Raw genomic sequence first — 26,657 nt, forward strand, 5'->3', positions numbered from 1 at the left:
TCACGAGGATCCCCGCACATACCGCCCCAGCGCCCAGATGGGGAAGACCAGGCGGTAGAGGTGGTAGTTGATGTAGAAGTCACCGGGGAAGCCGGTTCCGGTGTAGTGGTCTTCGTCCCAGCCGCCGTCGGAACGCTGCGCGGCCACCAGCCAGCCGATGCCGCGTTCGACCGCGGGTGAGTTTTCGCCTGCGGCCAGCAATGCCAGTAGCGCCCAGGCGGTTTGGGAGGCGGTGGATTCGCCGCGGCCGATCCAGCGTGCGTCGCGGTAGGAGCGCAGGTCCTCGCCCCAGCCGCCGTCGGGATTCTGGTGCTCCTCCAGCCAGCTCACGGCCTGGCGGATCGATCGCGAGCGCGGGCTCATACCCGCCGCCACCAGCGCCGGAACCACCGCGCCGGTGCCGTAGACATGGTTGGCGCCCCAGCGGCCGAACCAGGAGCCGTCGGCTTCCTGATGGTCGATCAGCCAGCGCACACCGCGCCGGCACTCGTCGGTGGCGCTGCGGCCCAGGGCGGCCAGCATCTCCACCACGTGTGCGGTCACATCGGCCGAGGGCGGATCGGTGACCGCGCCGAAATCGCAGAACGGCAGTTTGGCCGGAAGCGTGGAGGTGTTGTCCGCGTCGAAGGCGCCCCAGCCGCCGTCGGCGGACTGCATACCGGCCGTCCACCGCGCCGCCCGCGCGATCGCCTGAGCCAGCCGTGCGCGATCGGGATGCCGAACACGATGCAGCGCAAGGACTATCAGCGCGGTGTCGTCGGTGTCGGGGTACACGTCGTTGGCGAATTCGAAGGCCCAGCCGCCCGGCTCGAGATCCGGGCGCCGCACCTGCCAGTCGCCGCCGGTCGTGATCTGTTCGCCCAGCAGCCATTCGGTGCCGCGCAGCACCGCGGCATCGTCGCGGGATGCCCCTGCTTCCAGCAGTGCGGCCACCGCCAGGGCGGTATCCCAGACCGGCGATTGGCAGGCCTCCAACCGGCGCAGTTCGCCGTCGGGCGTCTGCTCCCGCACCACGAAACCCTCCAGCCCGGCCAGGCCCGCCCGCATCGCCGGATGATCGGTGGGGTAGCCCAGCAGATGCAGGGCCAGCAGCGAATACACCCAGGGCGGCTGGATGCCGCCCCAGCCGCCGTCGGCCTCCTGGCGCGCCAGAATCCATTCCGCGGCCTGGCGCATGGCCAGTTCGCGCACCCAGCCCAGCGGGCGGCGGGCGTACTCGTGCAGCACCGAGTCCAGCCGCTGGAACAGGCCCGCGAGCGTGGTGATCGGTTGGCGATGTGCGACCGCGGAGCCGGTGCGCAGTTCGTCGATGCCGAACGGCAGTGGGCGGCACGGGCGCAGCGTGGCGACCACCGTCAGCGGTACGACGGTCTGGCGCGCCCAGCAGCCCCAGTCGTAGATGTTGAGCGGGAACCACGAGGGCAGGAAGATGAGCTCCGGCGGCAGATTCGGCAGATCGTCCCAGGACCACAAGCCGAACAGCGCCAACCAGATTCGGGTGAAGACCCGGCTCGCCTCCACGCCGCCGTGGGCACGGACGAAGTCGGCGGCCGCGCGCATATGCGGGGCGGACGGATCGTCACCGGCAAGCCGCAACGCCACCCACGCCTCCACGGTCGTGGACAGATCGCCGGGGCCGCCGTGGAAGGTTGCCCAGGTGCCGTCGGCGCGCTGCTGGGAGCGGATCCAGCGGGCGGCGGGTTCGGTGACCTCCGGTGTCGAGATGCCCAGGAATTCGCGCAGCAGCAGATCCTCGGCATCCATGGTGACGTTGGTGGCCAATTCGCCCTTCCACCAACCCTGTTCGTGTTGTAGCGAGCGCAGCAGTCCGACCGCGGAATCCAGCGCATCCCGGGCGGACGGGCGGACATCGGTGGTCGGACCGGGCTGTGTCACCGTCATATTCACGCACTCCGTTCGACTATGAAGGTCGCCGTGTCGACCAGTTCCCGACGACAGTCGGCGGCCATGGGAATGGTGGTCAGGGCGCGTTCGGCGACCTCGATGCGGCGCTGTGCCTCGGCCCGCGCCCAGCGACGGCCGCCGCCCCGTTCGATCAGGTCTGCCGCGGCCCGCAATTCGTCCTCGTCCGGCTCGCCGGGGCGGGCCAGCCACTGCGCGAGTTCCCGGCCCACGGGCCCACCGGCCTCGAGCGTCCAGGTGACCGGCAGCGACTTCTTGCGGGAGCGCAGATCGGAGAAGACCGGCTTCCCGGTCACCGCCGGTTCACCCCAGATGCCGAGCAGGTCGTCGACCAGTTGGAAGGCCAGCCCGATGCTGCGGCCGTAGCGTTCCATCGCCGTCACCGCGTCCGGTGGCGCACCGGCGAGCAGCGCGCCGAGTCCGGCACTGGCCGACAAGAGCGCGGCGGTCTTGTCCATGGCCATCCGGATGCATTCGGTCAGCCGCACGTCGCCGCGGCGTTCGAAGTCCAGATCGGCGGCCTGGCCGCGGATCAGGGCCCGGGTGGCCGCGCCGATCATGCGACCCGCGGCCACGGCATGCGGCGAACCGGATTCCAGCAGCACCTCGTGCGCCAGCGAGAGCATCGCGTCGCCCGCCAGGACCGCGGTCGCATCGCCCCACACCGCCCACACCGTCGGCCGGTGCCTGCGGGTGGCATCGCGGTCCATGAGGTCGTCGTGCACGAGCGAGAAGTTGTGGACCAGTTCCACCGCGACCGCGCCCGGCAGCGCGCACTCGCGGTCGCCGCCCACCGCCTGCGCGGTGAGCAGGGTGAGGCGCGAGCGAATCGACTTGCCGCCGTTGGTCGAGACGGGGACGCCGTGCTCGTCGCACCAGCCCAGGTGGTAGGACACGACGGGGCGAATGGCCGGGTCGAGCCGCGATACCGCCCGAGACAGGGCGGAGCGTACCGCGTCACTGCCGGATCCGGCCGTGGGCAGAGTTGTGACCGTCACCGAACCACCTCCGAGATAGGAGTGCTGGCGGGGGTTCCCCGATCTGTCGAAATCAACTGCGCCACTGCGGTTTCGCCGCTGCGGACCGCGCCCTCCATGGTCGCGGGCCAGCCGGTGTCGGTCCACGCCCCGGCGAGATGGAGGCCGGGGATCGAGGTGCGGGCCGGTGGCCGCAGCCGAGCCGTGCCCGGCGCCGGACGGAAGGTGGCCTGGCGTTCGCGGGTGACGAAGAAATCGAGCACCTCGGCCGTGCGCGTGGCGGGTATCAGCCGGTGCAGCGCGGGCAGGAAGCGTTGTCGCAGTTCGGCGGTGGGCACGTCGATGAACTCGTCCGCCGCCGAGACCGAGACCGCGAGATACTGGCTCCGGCTCGAACTGCGCAGGCCCGACGCCTCGGTCCGGTCGAACACCCATTGCGCCGCCGTGCCGATTCCGGCCCGGAACGGCTCGGTCATCACCGGGCGGTCGTAGACCACGTGCACATTGACGATCGGCGAATGCCCCAGTGCCGCAGCCCAATCCGATGGCAGATCGACCGCCCCGGCGGGCAGCAGCGCGGTGGCCGCGTCGTGCGGGACGGCGAGGATGACCGCGTCGGCGCCGATCTCGCCGTCGCCGAACGAGACGGTCCAACCGGACGCCCCACGGCGCAGCGCGGTGGCTTTCGCGCGTGTGGTCACCCGAACTCCGGCCGCGGCCAGTGCCTTCTCGGCCGCGTCACCGTGCAACTGCTGCAGTGGAACCCGTGACCAGCCGATATCGGCCGCGTCGGACCGGGTGAGCAGACCGATCTGAAAGACGGTGGCGGCCAAGGCCAGCGAGACGTCGTCCGCGCGAGCATTGAGGGTGGCGATACCGACCAGCTCCCAGAGGCTTTCGATGGCGGCACGGTCCTGCCCATGGGCGCGCAGCCACTCACCGAAGCCGATCTCATCGCTGCGCGGATCGGCGACGTCCACCGCCCGCAACGCCAGCGCCGCCCGCACGAACCGCGCCCGCGCCCCCGCCGACAGCCACGGATACCGCAGCAGCGCCCAGCCCAGATGCAACGGCGCGGGCAGCGGCAAGCGCCGCAACCGAGCCTGGGTATCCGGGCCGTGCACCGGAATATCCAGGCGCGACTGCAAAGCCACCGAGCCGTCGACCCCCAACCGCGCCAATAGCGCCCGGTAGCGGGTACAGCAGCGCAGAAACACATGCTGCCCGTTATCCACCCACAACCCGCCCCGAGCGAACGAGTACGTCAAACCACCCAGCCGCGGTCGCGCCTCGAACAGTTCGACGCGATAGCCCGCCGCCGCACCGCCCAGCGCCGCGGTGATCCCCGCAAGCCCACCCCCGACGACCACCACCCGTGGGCTCATTGCCTGCTCCCACGGGTGAGGGCGGCCGTGGAGAACTGGGTGAGGGCGGTGGTGGCGATGCGAGCCTTTTCCCAGCCGGACAGGGAGAGGCGGCGGTCGTAGACCTGGACCGGGTCGGAGCGGATGCGGGTGTTCAGGCGGCGGTAGATTCCGGCCATGGCGGCGCAGCAGGCGGCGCTGCGGCCGTCCAGTTCGGGGAGCAGGCGGAGGCCCAGGCAGTACCAGTTCTCGGCGCGACCGGCGGACTCGCGGATGAGGGCGGCCAGTCGGCCGTGCGGGTCGTGCAGTGCCCCACGGGAATCGAGTTCGAGCCGGACGTCGAAGCGGTCCAGCTCGTTGCGGGGCAGATAGATTCGGCCGGTCAGCAGGTCCTCGCGGATGTCGCGCAGGATGTTGGTCTGCTGCAGGGCGATTCCCAGCTGATCGGCATACATCGCGGCCCGGGGATCGTCGCCGGAACCGAATATCGCCAGGCACAGCCGACCGACCGAACCGGCGACCCGGCGGCAGTATTCGGTGAGTTCGGCGAAATCGGTGTACACGGTTCCGTCGGTGTCCATCTGGACGCCGTCGATCAGCTCCTCGAATGCCGGCAGCGGCAGCGGATAGCGCCGGGCGACGTCGGCGACGGCCAGCAGCACGGGATCGTCGGCCGCCTCCGGATTCGCCAGCGACTTGCGCAGCATGGTCAAGGCCTCGGTCTTGGCGGCCGTGTCCTGATCGCCGTCGCCGATATCGTCGATGCGCCGGGCCAGCGCGTACACCGCACACAGGGCCGTGCGTTTGTCCGTGGGCAGCAGGCGGATTCCGTAGTAGAAGTTCTTCGCCTCCGTGCGGGTGATCTGCTCGCACACGGCGAAGGCGTCAGCGGATGTCGTCATGCTCGCACCACCATCGATCGGCACAGCAGGCCCAGCATGGATTGCGCCGTGTGGCTGCGCCGGGGCCTGATCGGTTCGGTCCACACATCGCCGTCGGCGGCGCGCAGTGCGCGGGCCGTGGCATATCCGCCCGCCACGTAGCCCGCCACCGCTATGCGCGCCCATCCGGTGAGCCGCGCGATCAGCGGCCTTCCCGCATCGAGCAGTGCGGTAGCCCGCTCCACTTGGCGGTTCACCACGGCACGACAGCGCGGGTCGGCTCCCGTGGCCAGCCAGGACTCACGAACCCCGAGTTCCGCACAGTCGTGTTGCGGCAGATAGATCCGGCCGTTCGCGTAATCCTCGGCGACGTCCTGGCAGTGTTCGAGCACCTGCAGCGCCGAACAGATCCGATCCGACAGCGCCGTCGTCTCCGGCGTGGCCTGACCGAACACCGCCAGCACGATGCGCCCGACCGGATCGGCCGACAGTCGGCAGTAGCCCAGCAGATCCTCGAAGCGCGCATATCGGGTGACGCGCTGATCGACCAGGTTCGCCTCGATCAACCGCTGAAACGGCTCCGGGTCCAGGTGGCATTCGGCGACGGTCGGCACCAGGGCGCGCAGGATCGGGTGTTCGGGCTCGCCGTCCCACACCCGCGCCATATCCGCACGCAGCGCCAGCAGCCGGGCCGTGCGGTCACCGGTCGCCCGATCCCCGAGATCGTCGATCAGCCGGGCGACGGCATAGACCGCGTGCAGGTGGCGGCGCGGTGCCGCGGGCAGGCAGCGCAGTGCCACCGGGAAGTTCTCCCCATGCTCGCGGGCCCGCAGCCGGCGGGACGCGACGGTCGCAGCGTCCATGATTCGATGGTGGACGCAACGCTGGGCGCAATTCTTCAGCCGGGCAGGTGATTTCGGACCATCGATTTTGTCATCGGGTGATAATCGATGCGGAGGGCCGTCGAATGATCAACTCCGACAATGAATTCCCGGTGACACCGGACCTGCTCGAGCGCCTGGCCGGGGAACTCGATGCTAGAATGCCGAGTCTGCTCGATGAGGTCCGGGATCTGCTCGCGGCCGAATGGCCCGACTACGCGCGGTTTCTCGACGAACATCACCCCGAGGTCGCCGAGGCGGGTGTGCTGTTCGTGCACAGCCTGCTGGAGATGACCGACCACGGCCCGGCCCGGACCGACCGCGGCGATCACGACCGCGCCCAGCTGGTTTTCGAGCTGATCGGGCGGCGTCAGTTCCAGCAGGGTATGGAGCTGTCGGGACTGCTCAGCGCGTATCAGGTGGGGGCGCGGGCGGCCTGGCGTCACGTCGCTGAGACCGCCCTGAAACTGCATCTGCCGCCGCATATGCTGGCGACCCTCGCCGAGGCCGTCTTCGTGTTCGTCGACGAATTCTCCACCGCCTCGGCCCACGGGTACGTGCTCGAGCAGTCCGCCTCCACCGCCGCCCGCGAACGCCGCCGCGAGGAACTGGGCGAACTGCTGCTGTCGGGCCGCTCCGACACCGTCGGCATCCGCGCCGCCGCCGAGCGCGCCGAATGGCCGCTCCCCGCCGCCGCCGCCGTCGTCCTCGCCGACCCCGCCGACGGCGAATCCCGGACCGCCCTGGAACGTCTCGGCATGAACGCGCTGCCGATCCGCCGCCCCGACACCATCGGCGCGATCGTCCCGAATCCGGGCTCCGGCGGCCGGGCGCACCGGCTGATCGGCGCCCTGCGCGACCGCGACGTCGTGATCGGCCATCCCCTCACGCTGGACCTGCTTCCCGTCGGCATGCGCATCGCCAAGACCGCCCTGCGCCTGCGCCGCACCGGCGTCCTGGACGACAGCCCCGTCCTGGTCGCCGACCACCTCGACACCATCATCGCCAACCGCGACGAATGGCTGCTGTCGGTCCTGCGCACCCAGGTCCTGCACCCGCTGGCCGACGTGCCCGAGGGCACCCGCGACCGCCTGGTCGAAACCCTGCGCAGCTGGCTGTGGAACATGGGCGACCGGCAGGCAGTGGCCAGAGACCTCCACATCCACCCCCAAACCGTCCGCTACCGCCTCCGCCGCCTCCACGATCTGTTCGGCGACCGCCTGGATTCGCCCCGCGAACGGGCGCGATTGTTCCTGGCACTGATATGGAACGGGTCGCCGTAATCCCGTCGTTCTTCCGACACGCCCGAAAGCCCCTGGCGAGCCGCCATTTTCGTCCTGCGCACCCATCCCTGCCGCGCGGCGCAACGAACATGATTCGAGCACAGTGCTACCGACCGGAATTGTTCGACCAGGGCGGCGGTCGATCACGGAATCCATGAACGAAAGTATGAAGATGGAAGATCGACAATCGGGAGCAGAGGCTGTTTCGGGTGGACGTCGCCGAGGGGTATGGCGTGTCGGTTTGCTTGTAGCGGCAGTGGCCGCGGCCTCGACGTTCGGGTATGGCGTTGTGGCAGCTCAGGAATCGGATGAGAAGGCCACCGAATCGTTCGAATGCAACGATGTCGAGATCACGGTAACCATCACGGAGAAGAACGGCACATTCAAGGCGAACGCGGACAAGGTCGAGGTGGAGGACGAAACGGACAAGTGCAATGTCAAGGACTTTTCGGCCGAGACGGATGATGTCTCGGTGGAGCAGGAGGGTGATTTCTGCGTCGTGGAGGCCAAGCGCGCCACAGGGGTGGCTGAGGAGGAGTCGGACACGGAGAAGACCTCGAACGGGAGGGCCACCGTACGAATCCCCACCGAAGAGGGTGAGGCGGCGGAATTCACGCTTTTCGCACCGGTGGACAACCCGGATAGTGCCGAGACCGACAAGGCCAGTGCCGAAGGAACGGTCGAGGGCCTGACGATGGAATCCTGCGACGAGGAGAACATTCCTACCGGCACATTCACTGCTACAGGCTCATACAAGTTCTCCTGAGGCAGTAGGGCGGGAGCCGGTATGTGGACGAAGGAAGTCCAGCAGATCAGCGCACCGGAGCGAAACTCGGTGTCGCGCTTAGCTGTCACGATGGTGCGCTACCGGCGCCGCGTCTTCGCGGGATGGCTGATCGCGGTCGCCGTCGGTCTGCTCGGACTGCCGCATCTGCTGGGCTCGTTGCTGGCTCCGCCGATCGAGGTCGCGGGATCCGATTCGCAACGGGCAGGCCGAATGCTGGCCGAGGGCCTGCCCACTCTCGGTGACGAACCGGCGATCGCGGTCCTGCATTCGTCCGCGCTGACGGCGGCGGATCCGGCATTCGGGGCGGCCATCGACGCGGGCATGGCGGCGCTGGGCCGTGCACCCGGTGTCACCGGTGTGCTGCTGATGCCGGTGGCGGGCGATCCGGATCGCACGGTGTCGCTGCCCAATGCCTTCAAGCCGCTGCGGCCCCTGTTCCACGACGAGCGCGCGGCCTATCTGCTGGTGGGAATGTCCGGCGACGACCGTCAGCGCCAGGATCGTTCGCCCGCCCTGCAGGAGGCGGTCGACCGGGCGGCGCGGTCGGCGTCCGGCGATGCTGTGCAGGGGTATGTGATCTCGATATCGGCGTTCGGCGAGCGCATGCAGCAAGCCGAGATCCACGATCTGATGCGGATCGAGCTGGTCGCTGTGCCGTTGGCGATCATCCTGCTGTGGTGGTGGCTGCGTACACCGGTGGGAGCGCTGATTCCCATGCTGATCGCCGGTGCATCGATCGTTACCACCTTGGGCCTGTTCTCCTTGCTCACAAGGTTTTTCACCATCGATGGCATGCTTCTGGTCGGGATCAACGCGGTCGGCCTGGGAATCGGTATCGACTACGCCCTGTTCGTCATGAACCGCTACCGCGAGGAGCTATCGGCGGGGGCGCCGCCCGAGCGAGCCATCGGCACGGCGATGGCCATCACCGGGCGAACGGTGCTGTACTCCGGACTGCTGTTGCTGTTGGCGGCGGTCACGCTGTGCATGGTGCGCCGGCACGTGGTCGTGCAGGCCGCGATCGGAACGATGGCGGTCGTCGTGGTGACGATGGTCGCGACAGTCTCGCTGCTGCCCGCGCTGCTGGTCTCGATGACCGAATGGCTGGGGTGGCGGCCGGGATGGATGCGTCCCGTCGCGGTGACGTCGCCGGATTCGGGGCGGTTGAGCCGTTACGCAGCACATCTCATGCGCCCCCCGTGGCCGTACGTCGTCGGGATCACCGCCGCTCTGCTGCTGGCGGCGTCGCCGATGCCCCGAATGGCGCTCGGCGTCAACGCCGAGCACGAGGCGTTGGCGGGGACCGCGTATCTGGCCGGGCACGCGATCGTCGACCGGGACGTGCCCGGCTCGACAAGTGTGGTGACGGTGGTGCTGAGCCGCCCGGCCGACACCGCCCCGCCGGATACCGGGCCGCTGCTGGCGGCGTTGCGTGCCGACCCCGAGGTCGCCGCGGCCACCCGGATCGACAACGGCAGCGATCTCACCGCGGTGCTGGCCGTGCCGAGGCATACGGTTCATTCACCGGCGGTGGTGCGGTTGGTGGAACGTATCCGAACCGAAATCGCGCCTGCCACGGTGCCTTCTGGCATTCCCGTGCTCGTCGGTGGCCCCAGCGCTTTGGTGGCCGATATTCTCGCCGAAATCTCGGCGAGGATGTGGTGGGTCATCGCCGCCACGCTGATGTTGACGTTCCTCGTGCTGGTCGTCGTGCTGCGCAGCCTGCTGCTGCCGTTGAAGGCATTGGTGATGAGTCTGCTGGCCACCTCGGCGGCATTCGGCCTCATGGTGCTGCTGTTTCAACGGGACGGTGGCGACGAGGTCTCGGCGGTGTCCGGTGGGAACCTCATCTGGCCGCAGGTGCCGCTGATCGTCTTCGCCGTACTGTTCGCGCTGTCCACCGATTACGAGCTGTTCCTCGTGCGGCGTATGCAGGAGGAGTATCTGGCGACAGGAGACAACCGCTATGCGGTGGCGACCGGTCTGCAGCGCACCGCCCGGCCGATCTCGCTCGCTGCGGTGATCATCGCGGTGGGTTTCGGCAGCCTCCTGGTCTCCGATGTGACCGGCCTGCAGGAATTCGGTTTCGCCGCCGCAACGGCATTGATCATCGACGCAACCCTGATCCGGCTCGTCCTGGTCCCCGCGCTGATGCAGATCATGGGCCGTTGGAACTGGTGGCTGCCGGAGTTTCGCCGCGGCGCTGGTCGATGAGATCGGCGATGCCGTCGAGGATGCGGTCGAGGCCGAAGGTCAGCACGTGGGCGGGGCTGGTGGCGGCGTTGTGCTCGATTCCGGCTGCGGTGCCGACCCGGGAGGCCACCGGGAACTTCTTCGGATCGACGAGCCGAGCCAGGATCGGGGCCGCGATATCCCACCACTGCGGGTCGGTCAGGTGGGTAGCGCCCGCGGTGGCTTCCGAACCGGCCGACAGGCGTGCGGTGCCCTGCACGTGGGTGAGCACCAGGGCGAGAACGGAATCCATTTCGACATCGGTGAGGCCGAGTCCCTCGAGCGCCCGCAGTTCGGCCTCGTACTTGGCGGTGGTGTGCGGACCGGGCACGGGCCTGGTGCCGACGAGGTCGAGCAGCCACGGATGGGCCCGGTAGAGCTCCCAGTTGCGAGTGGCGATCAATGTCATCGCCGCCCGCCAGCCGCCCGCCGCGGTGGCGGGTTCATCGATATCCCGGTAGAGGCCGCTCAGCACGGCGTCCTGCATGAGGTCGATGAGGTCGGTCTTCCCGGGAACATGCGTGTACAGCGACATGGCGCCGACGCCGAGACGTTCGGCGACGCGGCGCATGGTGACCGCGTCCAACCCCTCCGCGTCGGCCAGTTCGATTCCGGCGGCGACGATCGCTGCGACGGTGAGGCCCTTGCGCCCCGGTTTCGGGTGCAATCCCCAGAGCAGGGCGATCGTGCGCGCCGGATCGGTCGGCGCATTCTTCGGTGCTGCCACGCGAACATTCTCCATTCGCCGAGCGCGACCTCTTGAATCAGGTGTACCGTACCATGTACGGTACATTGTACGGGACGAGAGAGGGTGGGCATGCGGGCTTCGGAGGCAGCGATCGAAACCGGTGAGCTGCGCAAGAACTATCGAGGAGCCGGCGCGGACGCGGGCTTGAACGGCATCGACCTGCGGGTTCCGGCCGGGACGGTGTGCGGGTTGCTCGGGCCCAACGGCGCGGGAAAGACGACGGCCGTGCGCATCCTGTCGACACTGCTGCGGCCCGATTCGGGCAGTGCCCGGGTGGCCGGATACGACGTGTTGCGCGAGCCGCGCCGGGTGCGCGAGCGCATCGGGCTGGTCGGTCAGTATGCCGCGGTCGACGAGATCCTGTCGGGGCGGCAGAACCTGGTGATGTTCGGTCGGCTCAACGGATTCGCGCCCGCGGCCGCGCAGCGCCGTGCCGACGAATTGCTGGAACGGTTCGATCTGACCACGGCCGGGAAGCGTCCTGTCGGCAAGTATTCGGGAGGTATGCGGCGGCGCCTGGACCTGGCGGCGAGTCTGATCGTCTCTCCGCCTGTGCTTTTCGTCGACGAGCCGACGACCGGGCTCGATCCGGTTGCGCGACTTCAGGTGTGGTCGGCGATCGAACAGTCGGTGGCCGCGGGCACGACGGTTCTGCTCACCACCCAGTATCTGGAGGAGGCCGACCGGCTCGCGGATCGGATCGTGATGCTCTCGCACGGACGGGTGATCGCGCAGGGCAGTCCCGCCGATCTCAAGAGCCGGGTCGGGACGGACTGGCTGGAGATCACCTGTGCCGAGGGCTCCGATGCGGGGCGGATCGAGGTTCTCGCCCAGCCGATCGCCTGCGGTGAGATCACCGTGGACCCGGAATCCCGGATGGTGCGAATCCCCGTCACCGACCGTGCCGACGCACTGATCACAATCGCGTCGCTGCTGCGCGAATCCGGCGTCGCACCACGCGATATCGGTGTGCGCAGGCCGTCGCTCGACGAGGTCTTCATTCAGCTGACCCAGCACGGAAAGGTTCCCGCATGACCACCTTCGAGACCCGCCGATCGTCGGCTCTCGGCGACATCGCGACGATCACCCGCCGCGATCTGACGCACTGGCTGAGCCGACCCGGGCCCGTGGTGGTCGCGTGGCTGTTTCCGGTCATGGTGGTGCTGATGTTCGGCACCATCTTCGGTGGCGCCATCCAAATACCGGGCGGTACAAGCTATTACGAATACCTGATGCCCGGGATGTTCGCCATGACGATGCTGTTCGGTCTCGAATCGACCATGACGGCCGTCGCCGGTGATGCCGCGAAGGGGGTGACCGACCGGTTCCGGTCCTTGCCGATGAACAGTGCCGCCGTCGTCGCGGGGCGCTGTGCGGCCGACATGCTGAACACCGTGATCGGGCTGGTGATCATCGTCGGCACCGGACTCACGCTCGGCTGGCGCTGGCACCACGGCCTCGCTGCCGCCCTCGCCGCCGTCGCGCTGCTGTTGCTGCTGCGGTTCGCGCTGCTGTGGACCGGAATCTACCTCGGGCTGATGGTCAAAGGACCCGAATCCGTCGTGGTCGTGCAGATCCTGGTGTGGCCGTTGCTGTTTCTGTCCAACGCGTTCGTCGACACCGTCACCATGCCCGACTGGCTCGGCACCATAGCCGACTGGAATCCCCTGTCCGCCACGGCTTCGGCCGTGCGGAACCTGTGCGGCAACCCCGGCTGGTCCGGCAGTTCGTGGGTCACGCAGCACCCGATCGCCCCGGCCCTGCTCTGGCCGCTGCTGATCACCGCGATCTTCCTGCCGCTGTCGGTGCGCCGATTCCGCTCCCTCGGCGCCTGAACGGTATCGATCCCCATCCGAGTCCGGATCGACTCCGAATTCACGGCGTAGTCCGGCCCCATCTGGAACGATTGCCCTCGGAGAGGAGTGCCATGCGTTCCAGCGGCTACCAGCAGCAGCCCGTCCCGCCGACGCGTGTCGATCCGCTGGGGCCGGATTTCCTGTGGGGGGTGGCGTCGTCCGGATTCCAGAGCGAAGGGTACGCGCCGGACAACAACTGGATGCGCTACATCGCGGACCCGCGGTGGAACCATGAGCCGTACGGCAATTCGGTCGATTTCTACCACCGCTTCGCGGAGGATATCGACAGGGCCGCCGCGCTGGGGGTCGAGGTGTTCCGGATCGGTGTCGAATGGGCACGGGTGCAGCCCCGGCCGGACGGGCCCGACGGCGGCTGGGACGAGGCGGGGTTCCAGTTCTACGACCGGGTGGTCGATACGATCATTGCGAAGGGTATGCGGCCGATGATCACCTTGGATCATTGGGTGTACCCGGGCTGGGCCTACGACCGCGGGGGATGGCAGAACCCCGAGATGGTTTCCTGGTGGGGCGCCAATATGCGCAAGGTGGTCGACCGCTACCACAACCGGAATCCGCTGTGGGTCACCATCAACGAGCCGATCGCCTACATCGTGCACGAACTCGTCCACGCCGATGTGCACGGTCCGGAGTTCGACAGGCGCTTCCACGAGATGGAGGACCGGTTCGCCCAGGTTCACAACGCCATCTACGACTACATCCACCAGATACATCACAACGCCATGGTCACCAGCAACGTCGGATTCGTGGCCAAGGACGACGCCGCGGTGAACGACCGGATCTTCGGGCTGATGGCGGACAAACTCGACTACATCGGCGTCGACTATTACTACGGGGTCGCGACCTCCGCTGCGATGCAACTGTGGAACATGCCGCTACAGGCGGAGGGAATCTATTACGCCCTGCGGCGCTACGCCCGAAAGTTTCCGGGCAAGCAGCTGTTCGTCGTCGAGAACGGCATGGCCACCGAAAACGGACGCCCCGGCGACTACCGGCGTGAGGACTACCTCAGAGACGTCGTGTACTGGCTGCAGCGTGCCCGCATGGATGGCATCGATGTGGTCGGCTACAACTATTGGAGCATCACCGACAACTACGAATGGGGTTCCTACGCCCCACGTTTCGGCCTGTACACCGTCGACGTGACCACCGACCCGGCGCTGCAGCGCATTCCCACCGCGGCCGTCGAAGCATATCGGAACATCACTCGTAACGGTGGCGTGGCGCCGGATTACCGTCCCACCCGCGACCCGGTGATCTGTTCCCAGGTCGACCCACCCAGCAGCTGCGACGAACCGGTCACACTGCCCGACGTATCCTGAGCGGCGCACCACCGGATAGACCTCCGAAGAGCCGCCGTGGGCGGATGGTGGCAAATGCTCAGTTTGCCGGAACCCTCAGCGCTGGAGGACTTTCCGAGCTCGTACGGGCTTGATCCCATCCAGAACGAATGCGGCTCCGAATGACTGCACGGTGCTGGTCTGTATGGCTCGGCACTGCCTGCGCAGATGCGCCAGGCGAATCCGAAATGTCCATCGCAATCTAAGGAGAAGAATGGTCAAGCCCGTTGCTGGAGTACTGGGGACCTTGATCGAAACAACCGGAACGCTGGTGGGCGACCTCGGTTCCCTCCTGGGGAATCTGGTCAGCGGACTGCTCTGATGCGCCACTCCGGCCCGGGGCGGGATCGAGCCGCCCAGTTTGCCCGCCCGGGACCGGATTGGTGGGTGCGAGGCCAGGTGTCGGTGCGGTAGCCGGGTGTGAGGAGATGGGTTCTTGTCGAGGGCTGGTGTCGCGGGTCTGTTAGCGGTGGCTTGCCGGGGTGTAGCCGTCCTGCTCACGGTGGCCGTGGTCGCGTCGCCCGCGGTGGCCGGCGGCGAGCCCGCCGAGGTATCGGTTCCCTTGCAGGGCTGCCCGGGCCTGTACGTGCTCGCCGTCCAGGGAACCGGGCAATCCGCGCCGAACGCGCCCGTGTCGGCCGACACCGGGATGCTGGCATCGGTGCTGGAACCGGTGACGGCGGCGGCGCGTGGGCTGGTGGCCCGCGCCTACGTCCCCTACGACGCCGCGTTCGGCGGCGCAGTGCCGGGCGGGCCGGTGCCCTACTCGGTATCGGTCGTCGGCGGCCTCGCGCAGCTGCGGGGCATGGCCAGCGCGGTGGTGGCACAGTGCCCGACCACCGAATTGGGCTTGGTGGGATATTCGCAAGGCGCGCATATTGTTTCGATGTTCGCCCAGGAGGTCGGCCAAGGTCGCGGTGCGATTCCCGCGGACCGGGTGGCCGGGGTGGCGCTGCTGGCCGACCCCACGCGCCGACCGGGCGCGCCACTGTTTCCCGGCGCTCCGGGCCGCACGCTGCCCGCCCCCGCACCGGGCACGGCGGGTACGGAGGTCGGACGGCTGCGGCCGTTTCCCCAACCGGCGCTGACCGGCGGCGGCATCGGACCGGACCAGGACATCGCCGCCGACTTCGGTGCCCTCACCGGCCGAGTCGCCTCGCTGTGCATGCCCGGGGACCTGGCCTGCGACGCACCCTCGGATCTGCCGATGCTGCGCACGATCGTCAATATCGTCGGGCAGGCCGATCTGGACCCGTCCGATCCGATCGCTGCGCTGACCTCGATCACCCACGCGATCGAGGACACCGTCGCCAGGACCGCCGTGGAGATCGCCGATCGCGATCTCGTCGGACATACGCTGGGCACGCTGTCGCTGGCACCGAAAAAGACGCTCAGCCAGCGCCTGGCCGAGGCCTCCGATCCCCGCATGCAGACCGGCGAGGGTGCGCAGCGTGCCCTGCTCAAACTCGCCACCAGCGCCCTGAATACGGTCATCGCGATCACGGGTGTGGTGCTGACGCAGGGAGAGGTCGCCGAGATCGGCGCGGCCGCCGCCACCGATCCGCTGGCCGGTCTGCATCGACTGGGGGAGGCGATCGTCACCGCCGCTGGGCGCCCGGTGCCTCGCGCGAAGGCTTTCCACCTGATCACCCAGATGTTCGACGCGGTCGCTCAGCTCATGGACGACACCGCGGAACTGATCGATCCGGCCATCTGGACGCGCTACCTGGATACGGCGAGCCGGCACGGCGCCTACGTCGCCGCCGCGCGAGCCACCGGCGGCCGACCCGCGGTGCTGTTCGTCGCCGACTGGTTCACCGCATTGGCGCGCGACCTCGCCGGTCCGCGGCTACCGGCCGGACCCAGCGCGGAACGACCGGCGGAGAGCCCCAACGTGCCTCTCGCGCAACCAATTCCGCTCACCGAGGAGCCCTCGACGGCCACGGGATCGGGCGCAGTCGACGAATCCGGCACACCCAAGGGCAGCATTCGGTCCACACCCCACGTCGAACCCCGGTGGCGCCTACTGGGTCTCGACCGGGAAACCGAGAGGTACTACCTCTGGCTGCTGGGGTTCGTCGCTTTGGCCATACTGTCGCACCGCACTGCGCGCGTCCTCGCACCGCGCGATCGCTTCCTCATCGGAGCGAACGCCCGTCGGGAGCGTGACACCGCGTGCGGCTCAGCCGATTCGGTAATCCTGCGGCCGGATGCGCCTGCGGTCGCGCCGAACGCTGAAGGTGCCACCGGGCCAGGTGAGCGTGTTGGTGCCGTCCTGGTCGACGAAATAGCTGGTGCAGCCGCCCACCGACCAGACCCGGGTGCTGAGCAGGCGGCGAGCGCGGGTCACCCACTCCTGCTCGGCGGCCGCACTGGGGGTGTAGCGGGTGATGCCGCGGGTCCGCATATGGGCGATGGTCCGGGCGACCAGGGAACTGGTCGGCTCGATCGCGAGGAATTGGGAAGTGTGCGGTAGCGCGGTGTTCGGCCCGGTGACCGCGAACAGATTCGGCAGGCCCGCGAACGCGATGCCGCGGTAGGCGCGGAAGCCGTCGCTGTCGAACTTGCGGCGCGTGGAGGTCGTGCCGGCACGGAAGTCCGGGAACAGGCGGATGGAGTCCTGGACGTGGAAACCGGTGGCCCACACGATCGCGTCGACCTCATGGTGTTCGCCGTCGGCGGTGCGGACGCCGGTCGGGGTGATCTCGATGATCTTCTCGGTGACCAGATCCACGTTCGGCCGGGCGAAGGCGGCGTAGTACTCGTCCGACACCATTGGCCGCTTGCAGCCGAAACGGTAATCGGGCGTGAGCTTTCGGCGCACCTCGGGATCGGGAACCTGCTTCGCCAAGGCCCGTCGGCAGGCCCATTCGTAGACCGAGAGTGCGCGCGGATGGAATTCCGCGTGGTGCATCATCTCCAGGAACGAGAAGATCGTCGCCCGCGCCGCCAGCCGCACCGGCGGCGCCCAGCGGAAGACCTTACGCAGCCACGGCGGAATGGGCCGGTCGCCGCGCGGCAGCACCCACGCCGGGGTGCGCTGGAACGACACCAGCCGATCACAGGTCCGCGCCAGCGCCGGCACGATCTGCACCGCGCTGGCACCGGCACCGACGACCGCGATGCGCTTACCGGCGGGCTCGAACGTGGGATCCCATTTGCTGGAATGCATTTGCGGACCGGTGAATTCGTCGCGGCCCGGGATATCGGGAATGGCCTCCGCATGCAACGAGAAGTAGCCCAGCACGACCGCGCGGGCGCGCACCGTGCGGCCATCGGCCAGCCGGATCACCCAGACGTGGGCGGTGTCGTCGAACTCGGCCTCGGCCACCTCGCTGTTGCACTGCACGTGGCGGCGCAGATCGAAGCGGTCGGCGATGGCCTCGGTGTAGGCCCGCAGTTCCGGTTGGGGCGCGTACAGCCGGGTCCAATCCGGGTTGGGCGCAAACGAATAGGAATACAGCACCGACGGGACGTCCACCGCGCATCCGGGATAGACGTTGTCGCGCCAGGTGCCGCCGATGGCCTCGGCCCGTTCGAGGATCACGAAGTCGTCGATGCCCAGCTTGCGCAGGTTGATCGCCACCCCCAATCCGCTGAAACCGGAGCCGACGACGGCGACCTCGTACTCATGAGTGGAAGACATGGTGTGCCCCTTGTGGATCGAACGACTAGGCGCTGACTTCGGCGGGTGCGGCGTCGGACTCGCGAAGGCCGATGCGCGCGTGCAGGCGGCGTAACGGTAGCGGCGACCACCACGTCCAGCGCCCGGACAGCCGCAGCGCGGCCGGAAGGAGGAAACCGCGGATCAGGGTGGCATCGGCCAGCACCGCCAGCGGCAGGCCGATGCCGAACGCCTTCATGAAGGTGATGTCGGAGGCCAGGAAGCCGAGGAACACGATGGAGATGAGCACCGCGGCCGCGGTCACGATGCGGCCGATGCGTTCCAATCCGATCGCGACCGACGCGGTGTTGTCGCCGGTGTTCTCGTACTCCTCACGGATGCGTGACAGCAAGAAGACCTGGTAGTCCATGGCCAGGCCGAAGGCGACGGCGAACAGCATCACCGGCACCACCGCCGACAGATCCCCGGTGACGGTGAAGCCGAGCAGCCCGGACAGGTGGCCCTCCTGGAAGATCCAGACCAGCGCACCGAAGGTCGCGGTGAGGCTGAAGGCGCTGAGCACCAGTGCGATCACGGGGACGATCACACTGCCGGTGAGCAGGAACAGCAGCACCAGCATCAGCACCACCACGTAGGCCAGCGCGACCGGCGCCCGCGCGGTGAGAGCCGCTATCGCATCGAGATTGGCCGCGTCCACCCCGCCGACCAGCGCTCGCGAGGGTGCGGGCTGGGCGCGCACATCGCGGATGACGTCGTGGACGACGTCCGGATCGGCGGCGGTGGGAACGATGGAAAGGTATGCGCTGCCACCATTTTCGAACCGGTGATGAGCCGCCGTGGGCGGGAGGGCGAGCGCGCCGCCCATGTAGCTGCCCGTCGCGGTATCGACGCGCTGGACGTGCTCGACGCGAGACAGGGCGGCGGCATAGTCGGCGAGTCCGGTTGTGCTGTCGGGTAGGACGACGAACAGTCCGGCCAGTTCGGTGGCGTCGAAGTCGTGTGCAACAGCCTCGGCCACCTGCCGTGCCGACGAATCCCCGGGCATGGAGCGGTAATCCGGAAAGCCGGGTACGAAACGCAGGAATGGCGCACCCAGTGCCAGCAGAATCACGATGACGACGGTCGCGATGGGCACGGGCCGCCGCATGACGGTGGTCGCGAGGCGGTGCCAGAAGCCGTCGCCGACCTCGTCGGCGGTCCGCTTGTTTCCGAAGCGGGACGTCGCGATCCGATTCCCGCTGAGCAGCAGCACCGCGGGGAGCACCGTCAGCGACACCAGCGCGGCAATGGCCGCCACGGCGATCCCGGCATAGCCGATGGACCGGACCGCCAGCAGCGGGAAGAACAGCATCGACGACAGCGCGATCGCCACCGTGAGGGCCGAGAAGCCCACCGTGCGGCCCGCCGAGACCAGGGTGGCCGTCAGCGCCGTGCGCGGTTCGGCTCCCGTCGCCAACTCCTCGCGATAGCGGCTGACGATCAGCAGGCTGTAGTCGATCGCCAAGCCCAGGCCGAGCAGGGAGGCGATATTCGCCGCGGTGGCGGCCAACTCGGTGACCGTCGTCAGCAGCCACAGCGTGCCCAGCGTGAGCACGGTGGTGACGGTGCCCGCGATCAGCGGCAGGGCCGCGCCCACGATGCTGCCGAAAACCAGCAGCAGCGCAATGAGAGTGAGCGGGAACGCCACCGATTCCCCGGTGACGATATCCTTCTCGCCCCGGGCGACGGTCTCGTGCAACATCATCGCGTAGCCGCCGACCTGCACGTCGAGCCCGTCGTGCCGACCGGCGAAATGCGGTGCCAGCTCGCCGATCCGGTGATCGATGGCCATCTCGTCGCCGAGGATGGTCGCCACCACCAGCCCTCGGGTCCCCGCCTTGTCGCGCATGGCGGCCGGGTGCCCGTCGGTCCAGTACGACAGCACGCCGGTGACATCGCGCTCGGCGCGCAGCCGATCGACCAGAGCGGTTGCGGCGCGGCTGGTTTCGGCATCGTCAACCGAGCGGCCCGCGTCGACGAGCAATACCAGATTCGGGGCGCCCTGCCCGAACTCGTCGCGCAGGGCCGCGCTCGCGGCCGTCGATTCCGAGGCGGGGTCGAAATATCCGCCGCCCTGCATCCGGCCGAACAGCGTCGGGCCCGCGGACGCCGCCAGCACGGTCAGGATCGCGGCGACGAGCAGGACCGCGCGATGGCGGCGCAGCGCGAAGGAGACCAGCGATCGGAGCATGCCGCTACCGCGCCTGCGCGCGCATCGGGAGGCGATCCGGATGCACCAGCGCGCCGATCACGATCTCGCCCACCCGCACACCGGGCACCGGGCGCAGCCGCCAGTGCGCGGCGATGGTGGCCACCTGCAGCGCGACCTCGGTGAGCGCGAAGACATTTCCCGGGCATTGGCGAGCACCCATGCCGAACGGGATGTGCGCGCCCTTGGATTGTCCGGCCGTCCGCTCGGGCAACCAGCGATCGGGATCGAAACGGTCCGGGTCGGCGTGCACGGCCGGGTCGCGGTGGACCGCCACCGGGCACACGAAAAGCATGGCGCCCGCGGGAATCTCGATACCTCCCAGGACATAGTCCTCCGGCACGTGGCGGACGGTCAGCCACGGCGAGTACTTGCGCAGCGTCTCCAGCACGATGCGCTTGGTGACCTCCAGGCGCGGCAGATCGGCGAATTCGGCGGGGCGGCCGCCGTCCAGCACCTCGTCCACCTCGGCATGCAGGGCCGCCTCGACCTCGGGGTTGCGGCCCAATTCGTGGAACGCCCAGGCCAGCGTCATGCCGATCGCCTCGGTGCCGCCGACGAGGAAGTTGATCAGCTCGTCGTGCACCTGCGAATCGGTGAGCATCACACCCGATTCCTCGTCGCGCGCCTTCAGCAGGGTGTCGAGTAGATCGCCGTGATCGAGTTCGGGATCGGCGGCCAGCTCGGCGCGGTAGGCGGAGATGATGGTGCTGGTCGCGGCCTTCATATCGACCACCAGCTGGTCGAAACGGCGATTGCTCGGCAGCGGCAGCCGGTCGATCCACGCCGGGCGGGTCACGCGCCGCGACAGCAGCGTCATCACCGGCGGCAGCAGGCTGTGGATGTGTTCGGCGGTCTCCGACCCCAATTCGCCCGTGAACAGCGTCGCGCATACCGTGCGCAGCGCCAGATCGTGCATCTGTTCGTTGACCGCCAGCACCTCGTCGTCGCGCCAGGCGGCGGCCCGCTCGGCGCCCAGGCGCGTCATGACCGTGGCGTAGCGCGCGATGCGGGACTTGGCGAAGGCAGGGGCGATCATCCGGCGCTCGCGCCGATGCCGCTGGCCCTGCAGCACCGTAACCCCCTCGCCCAGCAGCGCTTCCGCGCGCTCGATCATCAGGCCCTGATCCGACAGCGCGACGAATGCCTCACGCACCAGCTCCGGGTCGGTGACGACATAGGTGTCGTAGCCGGGGATCTTGACCCGCACGACGGGGCCCTGGGCCGACAGCGTGGACAGGAAGCGGTACGGTCGGCGGCCGAAGCGCGGCCAGTGGCCGAGCAGAGGCAGGGCGCCGGGAGCGGTGGGTGCGGGACGGGTCGCCGTCGAGACGGCCGTGGCGGTGCTGGAAGTGATCACGACGGGGCTCCAAATCTACTGCGCGCCAAAAATTCCGGCGAAAACCATGCCGGAATGACGATGCTCTCTCCGACTTCCCGGCGTGTTTTTCGCCGGGATCGAGGAGGATTGGCCGGGACTGGACGGCTTTGCCAGGTTACCCAGTCGTGATCAACGCCTGCAACAGCGGGCAATTCTTTGTCTCGGGAGCCAATACAGGCGTGCCGAGATTGGCTCTCGAGTAAAGGGTTTCGATACCGAAATGGGTCCCCGGGTGATATACCTCTCTGCCGATGGCGCCCGTTCTTGACACCCGTCCGAATCGCTGCCTAACGTGCGGAAATCGAATCGAGTCAATGTTTGCCTCGTTCCCTCCAGGGACGGCGTTCGCCCGTTCCGTTGTTCTGAGAGAAATCGGGGGTCATCACCGTGAGTGCTGCACGCCTGGCTGCGCTGGGGGCCGCTCTGCCCCGGCAGGAATACACTACCGACGAAGTACTCGCCCGCATGTCCAGCGGCGGCCGATTCGACGTCGAACGCATTACCGGAATCAAGACGCGGCGCATGGTCGATCGGACCGAGGAGGACACGCTGTCCCTCGGCGCCCAGGCCGCGCTCGATGCGCTGGCGCGTTCGAATTACAGTGCCGCCGACCTGGATATCGTCATCAGCGCCGGCACCACGGTGCACGACGGCTTCCACATGGTGTTCGAGCCCGCTGCCGCGCACGAGATCGCCCGCCGGATCGGGGCCGAGAATGCCTCCGGTTACGACGTGGTCAATGCCTGCGGTGGCACCATGACCGCCATTTATCTGCTGGAGAACATGATTCGCGCCGGGCTGGTGCGGACCGGCATGGTGGTGACGGCCGAGATCATCTCCCCGGTCACCGAGGGCGCGCTGGCCGAGGCCAAGGATCCGCACGATCTGCAGTTCCCGGCGCTGACCCTGGCCGATGCCGCGGTGGCGGTGATCGTCGACCGCGCCACCGACGACGCCGATCGCATCCACTATGTGGACATGATCACCTGCTCGGAATTCTCGCCGTTGTGTATCGCCAAGCCCAGCGACGACAGCGAGAACATGATCATGCTGACCGACAACATGACCATGCAGGCCGCGCCGCGGCGGGAAACGTGGGCGAAACTCCATCGTGACGTTCTCGCCAAACGCGGTAGCGATTTCGCGGCCGAGAACTTCGATTTCATCGTTTTCCATCAGCTCGGTGTGGCATTCACCGAAAAGCTCGCCCAATCCGGCGCGAAGATTCACGATGCGGAGATGCCGCCGCGACTGGCCACGGTGCACAAGTATGCGAACACCGGTGCCAGCACTCATTTCCTCGCGCTCTACGACTACATTTCGCGCGGCGAGATTCCGAAGGGTTCCAAGATCTGCGTGGTGCCGACCGCATCCGGGATGATCTTCGGTGTCATGTCGGTCACGATCGATTCCTTGGTGGGGTGAGCATGTCTGTTGTCATCGAACAATCCGCGATCAGCGCGGCCGCGGCCGACGCCGGATCCATCGACCATGCGGTGGCGGCCGGCCGGGCCTGCCTGGAGCGGGCCGGTGTGGCACCCGACGATATCGACGTGCTGATCAACGTCGGCGTCTATCGCGATGGCAATGTGGTGGAGCCCGCCAACTCGGCGCTGATTCAGCTCGGCCTGGATATGCACCGGGACTACGAGGCCGGTTCGGGCCGCTCCACGTTCTCCCTCGATCTGCGCAACGGCGCCTGCGGTGTGCTCAACGCCGTGCAGGCGGCGTCGGCCTTGCTGATCAACGGCACCGCCGACCGGGTGCTGATCGTCGGCAGCGATGCCCATCCCGGTGGGATCGCCCATGCCCCAGCGGATTTCCGCTACGCCACCACCGGTGCGGCCTGGCTGTTGGGCAAAGGTGTGGACCGCGACAGCGGTTTCGGGACCGTGCACATTCCCCCGGCGCGCGGACGGCGGGCAGGCACGAATCCCGGTGTCGACGGCTATCTCGACCTGAAGGCGATGGGAACCGAAGGCCAGCGGTCGATTACGGTCGAGGTGGCGCAGGACTACGAGTCGGTGTTGGCCGTGACCGCCGCGGAGACGGTGAGCGACTACCTCGCCGCGCAGCCGCGGCTCGATCCCGCCCGCGCCGTGCTGGTGACCAACAACCCGGCCCCCGGATTCGCCGCCGACCTGGCGGAGAAGTTCGGATTCGCGCGCGGTTATCAGGCGATGACCGGTGACCGCGACGCCGGTAGTTCGGGCCTGGCCATCGCCTACCAACAGCTGCGCGAGCAGGGTGAGCTGTCGCCGGGCGACGAATTGCTGCTGCTGGCGGCCGGTTCGGGTCCGATGGCCGCGTGCGTGAGTTATCGGGTGGAAGGCGCCGAGTGAGTTCCCCGTCGGAGGATCTCGATGTCCTGCTGGCGCGCCAGCTCGACAAATGGGCCGATCTGCCCGCGGTGAGCTATCCGGCCCGGCCGCGCGTGGACGGGTCGAGCGCCGGATATGCCCTGTCGTTCGAGACATTGACCTTTCGGGAGTTGGGCGAGCGCATCGAGGCATACGCCACCGCGTTCACCGATATCGGAATCACCAAGGGCGTCAAGACGATCGTGATGGTCCGGCCGGATCCGGATCTGTTCGCGGTGATCTTCGCGCTGTTCCGGGTGGGTGCCGTGCCGGTGGTGGTGGACCCGGGGATGGGTGTGCGGCGCATGCTGCACTGCTTCCGCAGCGTGGGTGCGCGGGCGTTCATCGGTGTGCCGCAGGCGCATCTGGTGCGGCTGGCGGCGCGGCGGACCTTCGCCGAGGTCCGGGTGCATGTGACGGCGGGCCGCTCCTATTGGGGCGGGCACACCCTCGAGGACCTGGCCGAGCGGGGCCGGGCGCGGGCGCACACACCCGTGGTGCACGAGCCGGACGACCTGTTGATGATCGCGTTCACGACCGGCAGCACCGGCCCGGCGAAGGGTGTCGAATTCACTCGGGCCCAATTCGCGGCGTCGCTGCGGGTGGTCACCGATTTGCACGGCCGCGCCGATGGATTCACCTCGCTGGTGACGGTGCCGTTGTTCGGCATCTTCGACCTGCTGCAGGGCGCACACCTGGTGTTGGGGCCGGTCGATCCGGTCCGGGTGTCGAAGGCCGATCCGGCGCTGCTCGCCGATGTGGCCGCTCGCTTCGAGGTCACCGATCTGACGGCATCACCGGCGCTGCTCGCCCCGCTGGGAGAGTACCTGCGGCGCAGCCGGATCGAATTGCCCTCGTTGACCACCGTCATCTCGATGGGTGCCCCGGCGAATCTCGATGCGCTGGACGGGATTCGGTCCGCGCTGGGCCCGGATGCGCGTGTCTTCACCACCTATGGCGCCACCGAGGCGCTGCCGCTGACCACCCTGGAATGGCGTGAGCTGCAGGCCACTCGCGAGCAGACCCGCGACGGGTACGGCACCTGCGTGGGGCGTGCGTTGCCGGAGACAGACAGTGACACCCGGGTGCGCATCATTCGTATTTCCGATGATGAGATTCCTTGGTGGAGCGAGGGTTTGGAGGTCGCGCCCGGGGAGGTCGGGGAGATCGTCGCCACCGGCTCGCAGGTCAGCAAGGGTTATCACCGCAACCCGAAGGCCGACGCGCGGGCCAAGATCGATGAGCGACTGCCGGATGGCACCGTGCGTCGCTGGCACCGGGTCGGTGACCTGGCGTGGCGAGACGACACGGATCGGCTGTGGTTCTGCGGCCGCATCTCTCAGCGGGTGCGCACCGCCGCCGAGGATCTGTTCACGGTTCGCTGCGAGCAGGTGTTCAACACCCATCCGGACGTGCGGCGGACCGCGCTGGTCGGTGTGGGCCGTTCCGGCGACCAGGTGCCGGTGCTGTGCTACGAGCTCCGCGATGGGGTCGATCCGTCCGAATGTCCGCGCATCGAACGGGAACTGTGGCGGCTGGCCGCGGCCCGGGAGATGACCTCGCCCATCCGAGTGTTTCTGTACCACGAGGGGTTTCCCGTCGACATTCGGCACAACGCCAAGATCGGCCGGGAGGAGCTCGCGGGCTGGGCGGCCCGACGGCTCGGCTATCACGGAGGAAGTCAGTGACCAAGGTCCTTGTTACCGGTGCGACCGGATTTCTCGGCAGTCATATCGTCGATCAGTGCTTGGCCGCCGGTGACGAGGTGCGGGTCCTGACCCGGCCGACCAGCAACCTGGGATATCTGGGCACCCTGTCCGATATCGAGATCGTGCACGGTGACCTCGGTGATGCGGAGTCGCTGGCAGCGGCCTGCAAGGGTGTCGACGTGGTGCATCACAGCGCCGGGCGGGTGGCGGAGACGGGGCGCCGGGAATTGTTCTGGGAGGCCAATGTCGAGGGCACGCGGCGGCTGATGGATGCGGCCCGTGGTGCCGGTGTCGGCCGGTTCGTGTACGTGAGCAGCCCGAGCGTGGCCACCGAGTACGACACCGACCGTTTCGGCATCGACGAATCCGAGCCGTATGTGCGCAATCCGAAGAGCTACTACGTGGAGACCAAGGCGGTGGCCGAGCGAGAGGTGCTGGCCGCCAACACCTCCGATTTCACCACCTGCGCGCTGCGTCCCCGCATGATCTGGGGTCCGCGCTCGGGCGGGTGGATGACGCTGCTGCTGAACAAGATTCGCTCCGGCCGACTGCCCGACCTGTCCGGCGGTAAGCAGGTGCTGGTGTCGATCACCTACTGCGAGCACGCCGCCCGCGCCTGTGTGCAGGCCTCCCGTTCGGACCATGTCGCGGGCAAGGCCTACTTCCTGGCCGACGCCGAGGACGTGGACCTGTGGGCCTTCGCCCGCGACCTCGCCACCGCCCTCGACCTCACCCCACCCACCAAAACCATCCCGAAGCCCGCCCTGACCCTGGCCATCACCATCTTCGACACCATCTGGAAAATCCCCGGCCTCCAGGACCGCATCGCCCCCCCACTGTCCAGCTGGACAGTCGCGGCCCTCACCGTCTCCAACACCTACGACACCACCGCCGCCCACCGCGACTTCGACTACGAGCCCACGGTTTCGCTACACGAGGGCCTGAACCGCTATGTGGAGTGGGTCCACTCGATAGGCGGCCTGGACGCCTTACCCGCCTGAAGGCTCGTGAGTCAGCCCGCTTCCTCGTCGTCTTTCCCAATAT

The 26,657-nt window shown here is 68.1% G+C and carries 19 protein-coding genes and 1 pseudogene; 11 read left to right on the forward strand and 9 right to left on the reverse strand.

Features of this window, described 5'->3' with window-relative positions; all coding sequences use genetic code 11:
- From shc to hpnC, 5 genes are read right to left on the reverse strand one after another with little or no spacing between them, the layout of a single operon-like run.
- Positions 1 to 1,902, reverse strand: a complete 1,902-nt coding sequence (shc, locus tag IU452_RS19815; protein ID WP_195110573.1) for a squalene--hopene cyclase — start codon at positions 1,900 to 1,902, stop codon at positions 1 to 3.
- Positions 1,903 to 1,904: 2 nt separating this feature from the next.
- Positions 1,905 to 2,921, reverse strand: coding sequence for a polyprenyl synthetase family protein (locus IU452_RS19820; protein WP_195110574.1), 1,017 nt, complete (start codon positions 2,919 to 2,921; stop codon positions 1,905 to 1,907).
- A complete protein-coding gene (gene hpnE, locus IU452_RS19825; RefSeq protein ID WP_195110575.1) occupies positions 2,918 to 4,285 on the reverse strand; it encodes a hydroxysqualene dehydroxylase HpnE in 1,368 nt (455 codons plus the stop codon). The genes IU452_RS19820 and hpnE overlap by 4 nt, the downstream gene beginning before the upstream one ends.
- Positions 4,282 to 5,166: a presqualene diphosphate synthase HpnD gene (hpnD, locus tag IU452_RS19830; RefSeq protein ID WP_195110576.1), complete on the reverse strand. Its 885-nt coding sequence runs from the start codon at positions 5,164 to 5,166 to the stop codon at positions 4,282 to 4,284. Before hpnD ends, hpnE begins: the two co-directional genes overlap by 4 nt.
- On the reverse strand, positions 5,163 to 6,008 hold the full coding sequence (gene hpnC, locus IU452_RS19835) for a squalene synthase HpnC (protein WP_195110577.1): 846 nt from the start codon (positions 6,006 to 6,008) through the stop codon (positions 5,163 to 5,165). The genes hpnD and hpnC overlap by 4 nt, the downstream gene beginning before the upstream one ends.
- Before the next feature lie 104 nt (positions 6,009 to 6,112).
- Here hpnC and IU452_RS19840 point away from each other — a divergent pair, with 104 nt between their 5' ends.
- The 3 genes from IU452_RS19840 to IU452_RS19850 all read left to right on the forward strand — a co-directional run bounded on the left by IU452_RS19840 (position 6,113) and on the right by IU452_RS19850 (position 10,310).
- Positions 6,113 to 7,309 carry a PucR family transcriptional regulator gene (locus IU452_RS19840; RefSeq protein WP_195110578.1) on the forward strand — a complete coding sequence of 399 codons (1,197 nt, stop codon included), beginning with the start codon at positions 6,113 to 6,115 and terminating at the stop codon, positions 7,307 to 7,309.
- 166 nt (positions 7,310 to 7,475) lie between these two features.
- Entirely contained in the window at positions 7,476 to 8,075 is a 600-nt protein-coding gene (locus tag IU452_RS19845) for a hypothetical protein (RefSeq protein ID WP_195110579.1), read from the forward strand.
- Positions 8,076 to 8,096: 21 nt separating this feature from the next.
- Entirely contained in the window at positions 8,097 to 10,310 is a 2,214-nt protein-coding gene (locus IU452_RS19850) for an MMPL family transporter (protein ID WP_195110580.1), read from the forward strand.
- On the opposite strand, the gene IU452_RS19855 is transcribed toward IU452_RS19850, so the two are convergent.
- On the reverse strand, positions 10,255 to 11,055 hold the full coding sequence (locus IU452_RS19855; protein WP_324192710.1) for a TetR/AcrR family transcriptional regulator: 801 nt from the start codon (positions 11,053 to 11,055) through the stop codon (positions 10,255 to 10,257). The genes IU452_RS19850 and IU452_RS19855 overlap by 56 nt on opposite strands.
- A gap of 90 nt (positions 11,056 to 11,145) precedes the next feature.
- Here IU452_RS19855 and IU452_RS19860 point away from each other — a divergent pair, with 90 nt between their 5' ends.
- The 4 genes and pseudogenes from IU452_RS19860 to IU452_RS39200 all read left to right on the forward strand — a co-directional run.
- On the forward strand, positions 11,146 to 12,111 hold the full coding sequence (locus IU452_RS19860; RefSeq protein ID WP_195110582.1) for an ATP-binding cassette domain-containing protein: 966 nt from the start codon (positions 11,146 to 11,148) through the stop codon (positions 12,109 to 12,111).
- The gene (locus IU452_RS19865; protein ID WP_195110583.1) at positions 12,108 to 12,911 is read left to right on the forward strand and encodes an ABC transporter permease; all 804 of its coding nucleotides are present in this window, start codon (positions 12,108 to 12,110) and stop codon (positions 12,909 to 12,911) included. Before IU452_RS19860 ends, IU452_RS19865 begins: the two co-directional genes overlap by 4 nt.
- A gap of 92 nt (positions 12,912 to 13,003) precedes the next feature.
- The gene (locus IU452_RS19870; protein ID WP_195110584.1) at positions 13,004 to 14,272 is read left to right on the forward strand and encodes a family 1 glycosylhydrolase; all 1,269 of its coding nucleotides are present in this window, start codon (positions 13,004 to 13,006) and stop codon (positions 14,270 to 14,272) included.
- A 544-nt stretch (positions 14,273 to 14,816) separates the two neighbouring features.
- Positions 14,817 to 15,482 (forward strand): annotated as a pseudogene (locus IU452_RS39200) (cutinase family protein); the annotation flags it as partial.
- A gap of 990 nt (positions 15,483 to 16,472) precedes the next feature.
- On the opposite strand, the gene IU452_RS38245 reads toward IU452_RS39200, so the two are convergent.
- From IU452_RS38245 to IU452_RS19885, 3 genes are read right to left on the reverse strand one after another with little or no spacing between them, the layout of a single operon-like run.
- The gene (locus IU452_RS38245) at positions 16,473 to 17,936 is read right to left on the reverse strand and encodes an NAD(P)/FAD-dependent oxidoreductase (RefSeq protein ID WP_324192711.1); all 1,464 of its coding nucleotides are present in this window, start codon (positions 17,934 to 17,936) and stop codon (positions 16,473 to 16,475) included.
- A 25-nt stretch (positions 17,937 to 17,961) separates the two neighbouring features.
- Entirely contained in the window at positions 17,962 to 20,145 is a 2,184-nt protein-coding gene (locus IU452_RS19880) for an MMPL family transporter (protein ID WP_195110586.1), read from the reverse strand.
- A gap of 4 nt (positions 20,146 to 20,149) precedes the next feature.
- On the reverse strand, positions 20,150 to 21,523 hold the full coding sequence (locus tag IU452_RS19885; protein ID WP_195110587.1) for a cytochrome P450: 1,374 nt from the start codon (positions 21,521 to 21,523) through the stop codon (positions 20,150 to 20,152).
- Positions 21,524 to 21,931: 408 nt separating this feature from the next.
- Between IU452_RS19885 and IU452_RS38250 the strand changes: the two genes are divergently transcribed.
- Genes IU452_RS38250 through IU452_RS19905 form a run of 4 tightly spaced genes read left to right on the forward strand, consistent with a single transcriptional unit; the run spans position 21,932 to position 26,614 of the window.
- A complete protein-coding gene (locus tag IU452_RS38250; RefSeq protein WP_195110588.1) occupies positions 21,932 to 22,969 on the forward strand; it encodes a 3-oxoacyl-ACP synthase III family protein in 1,038 nt (345 codons plus the stop codon).
- Between the two features lie 2 nt (positions 22,970 to 22,971).
- Positions 22,972 to 23,886 (forward strand): hypothetical protein, encoded by a 915-nt coding sequence (locus IU452_RS19895; RefSeq protein WP_195110589.1) that lies wholly within the window; start codon positions 22,972 to 22,974, stop codon positions 23,884 to 23,886.
- A complete protein-coding gene (locus IU452_RS19900; protein ID WP_195110590.1) occupies positions 23,883 to 25,592 on the forward strand; it encodes a fatty acid CoA ligase family protein in 1,710 nt (569 codons plus the stop codon). Before IU452_RS19895 ends, IU452_RS19900 begins: the two co-directional genes overlap by 4 nt.
- Complete coding sequence (locus IU452_RS19905; protein ID WP_195110591.1) at positions 25,589 to 26,614, forward strand: NAD-dependent epimerase/dehydratase family protein; 1,026 nt, start codon at positions 25,589 to 25,591, stop codon at positions 26,612 to 26,614. The genes IU452_RS19900 and IU452_RS19905 overlap by 4 nt, the downstream gene beginning before the upstream one ends.
- The last annotated feature ends 43 nt before the right edge of the window (positions 26,615 to 26,657 follow it).

This window comes from Nocardia transvalensis (assembly GCF_015477765.1).
Lineage (GTDB): Bacteria > Actinomycetota > Actinomycetes > Mycobacteriales > Mycobacteriaceae > Nocardia > Nocardia transvalensis_A.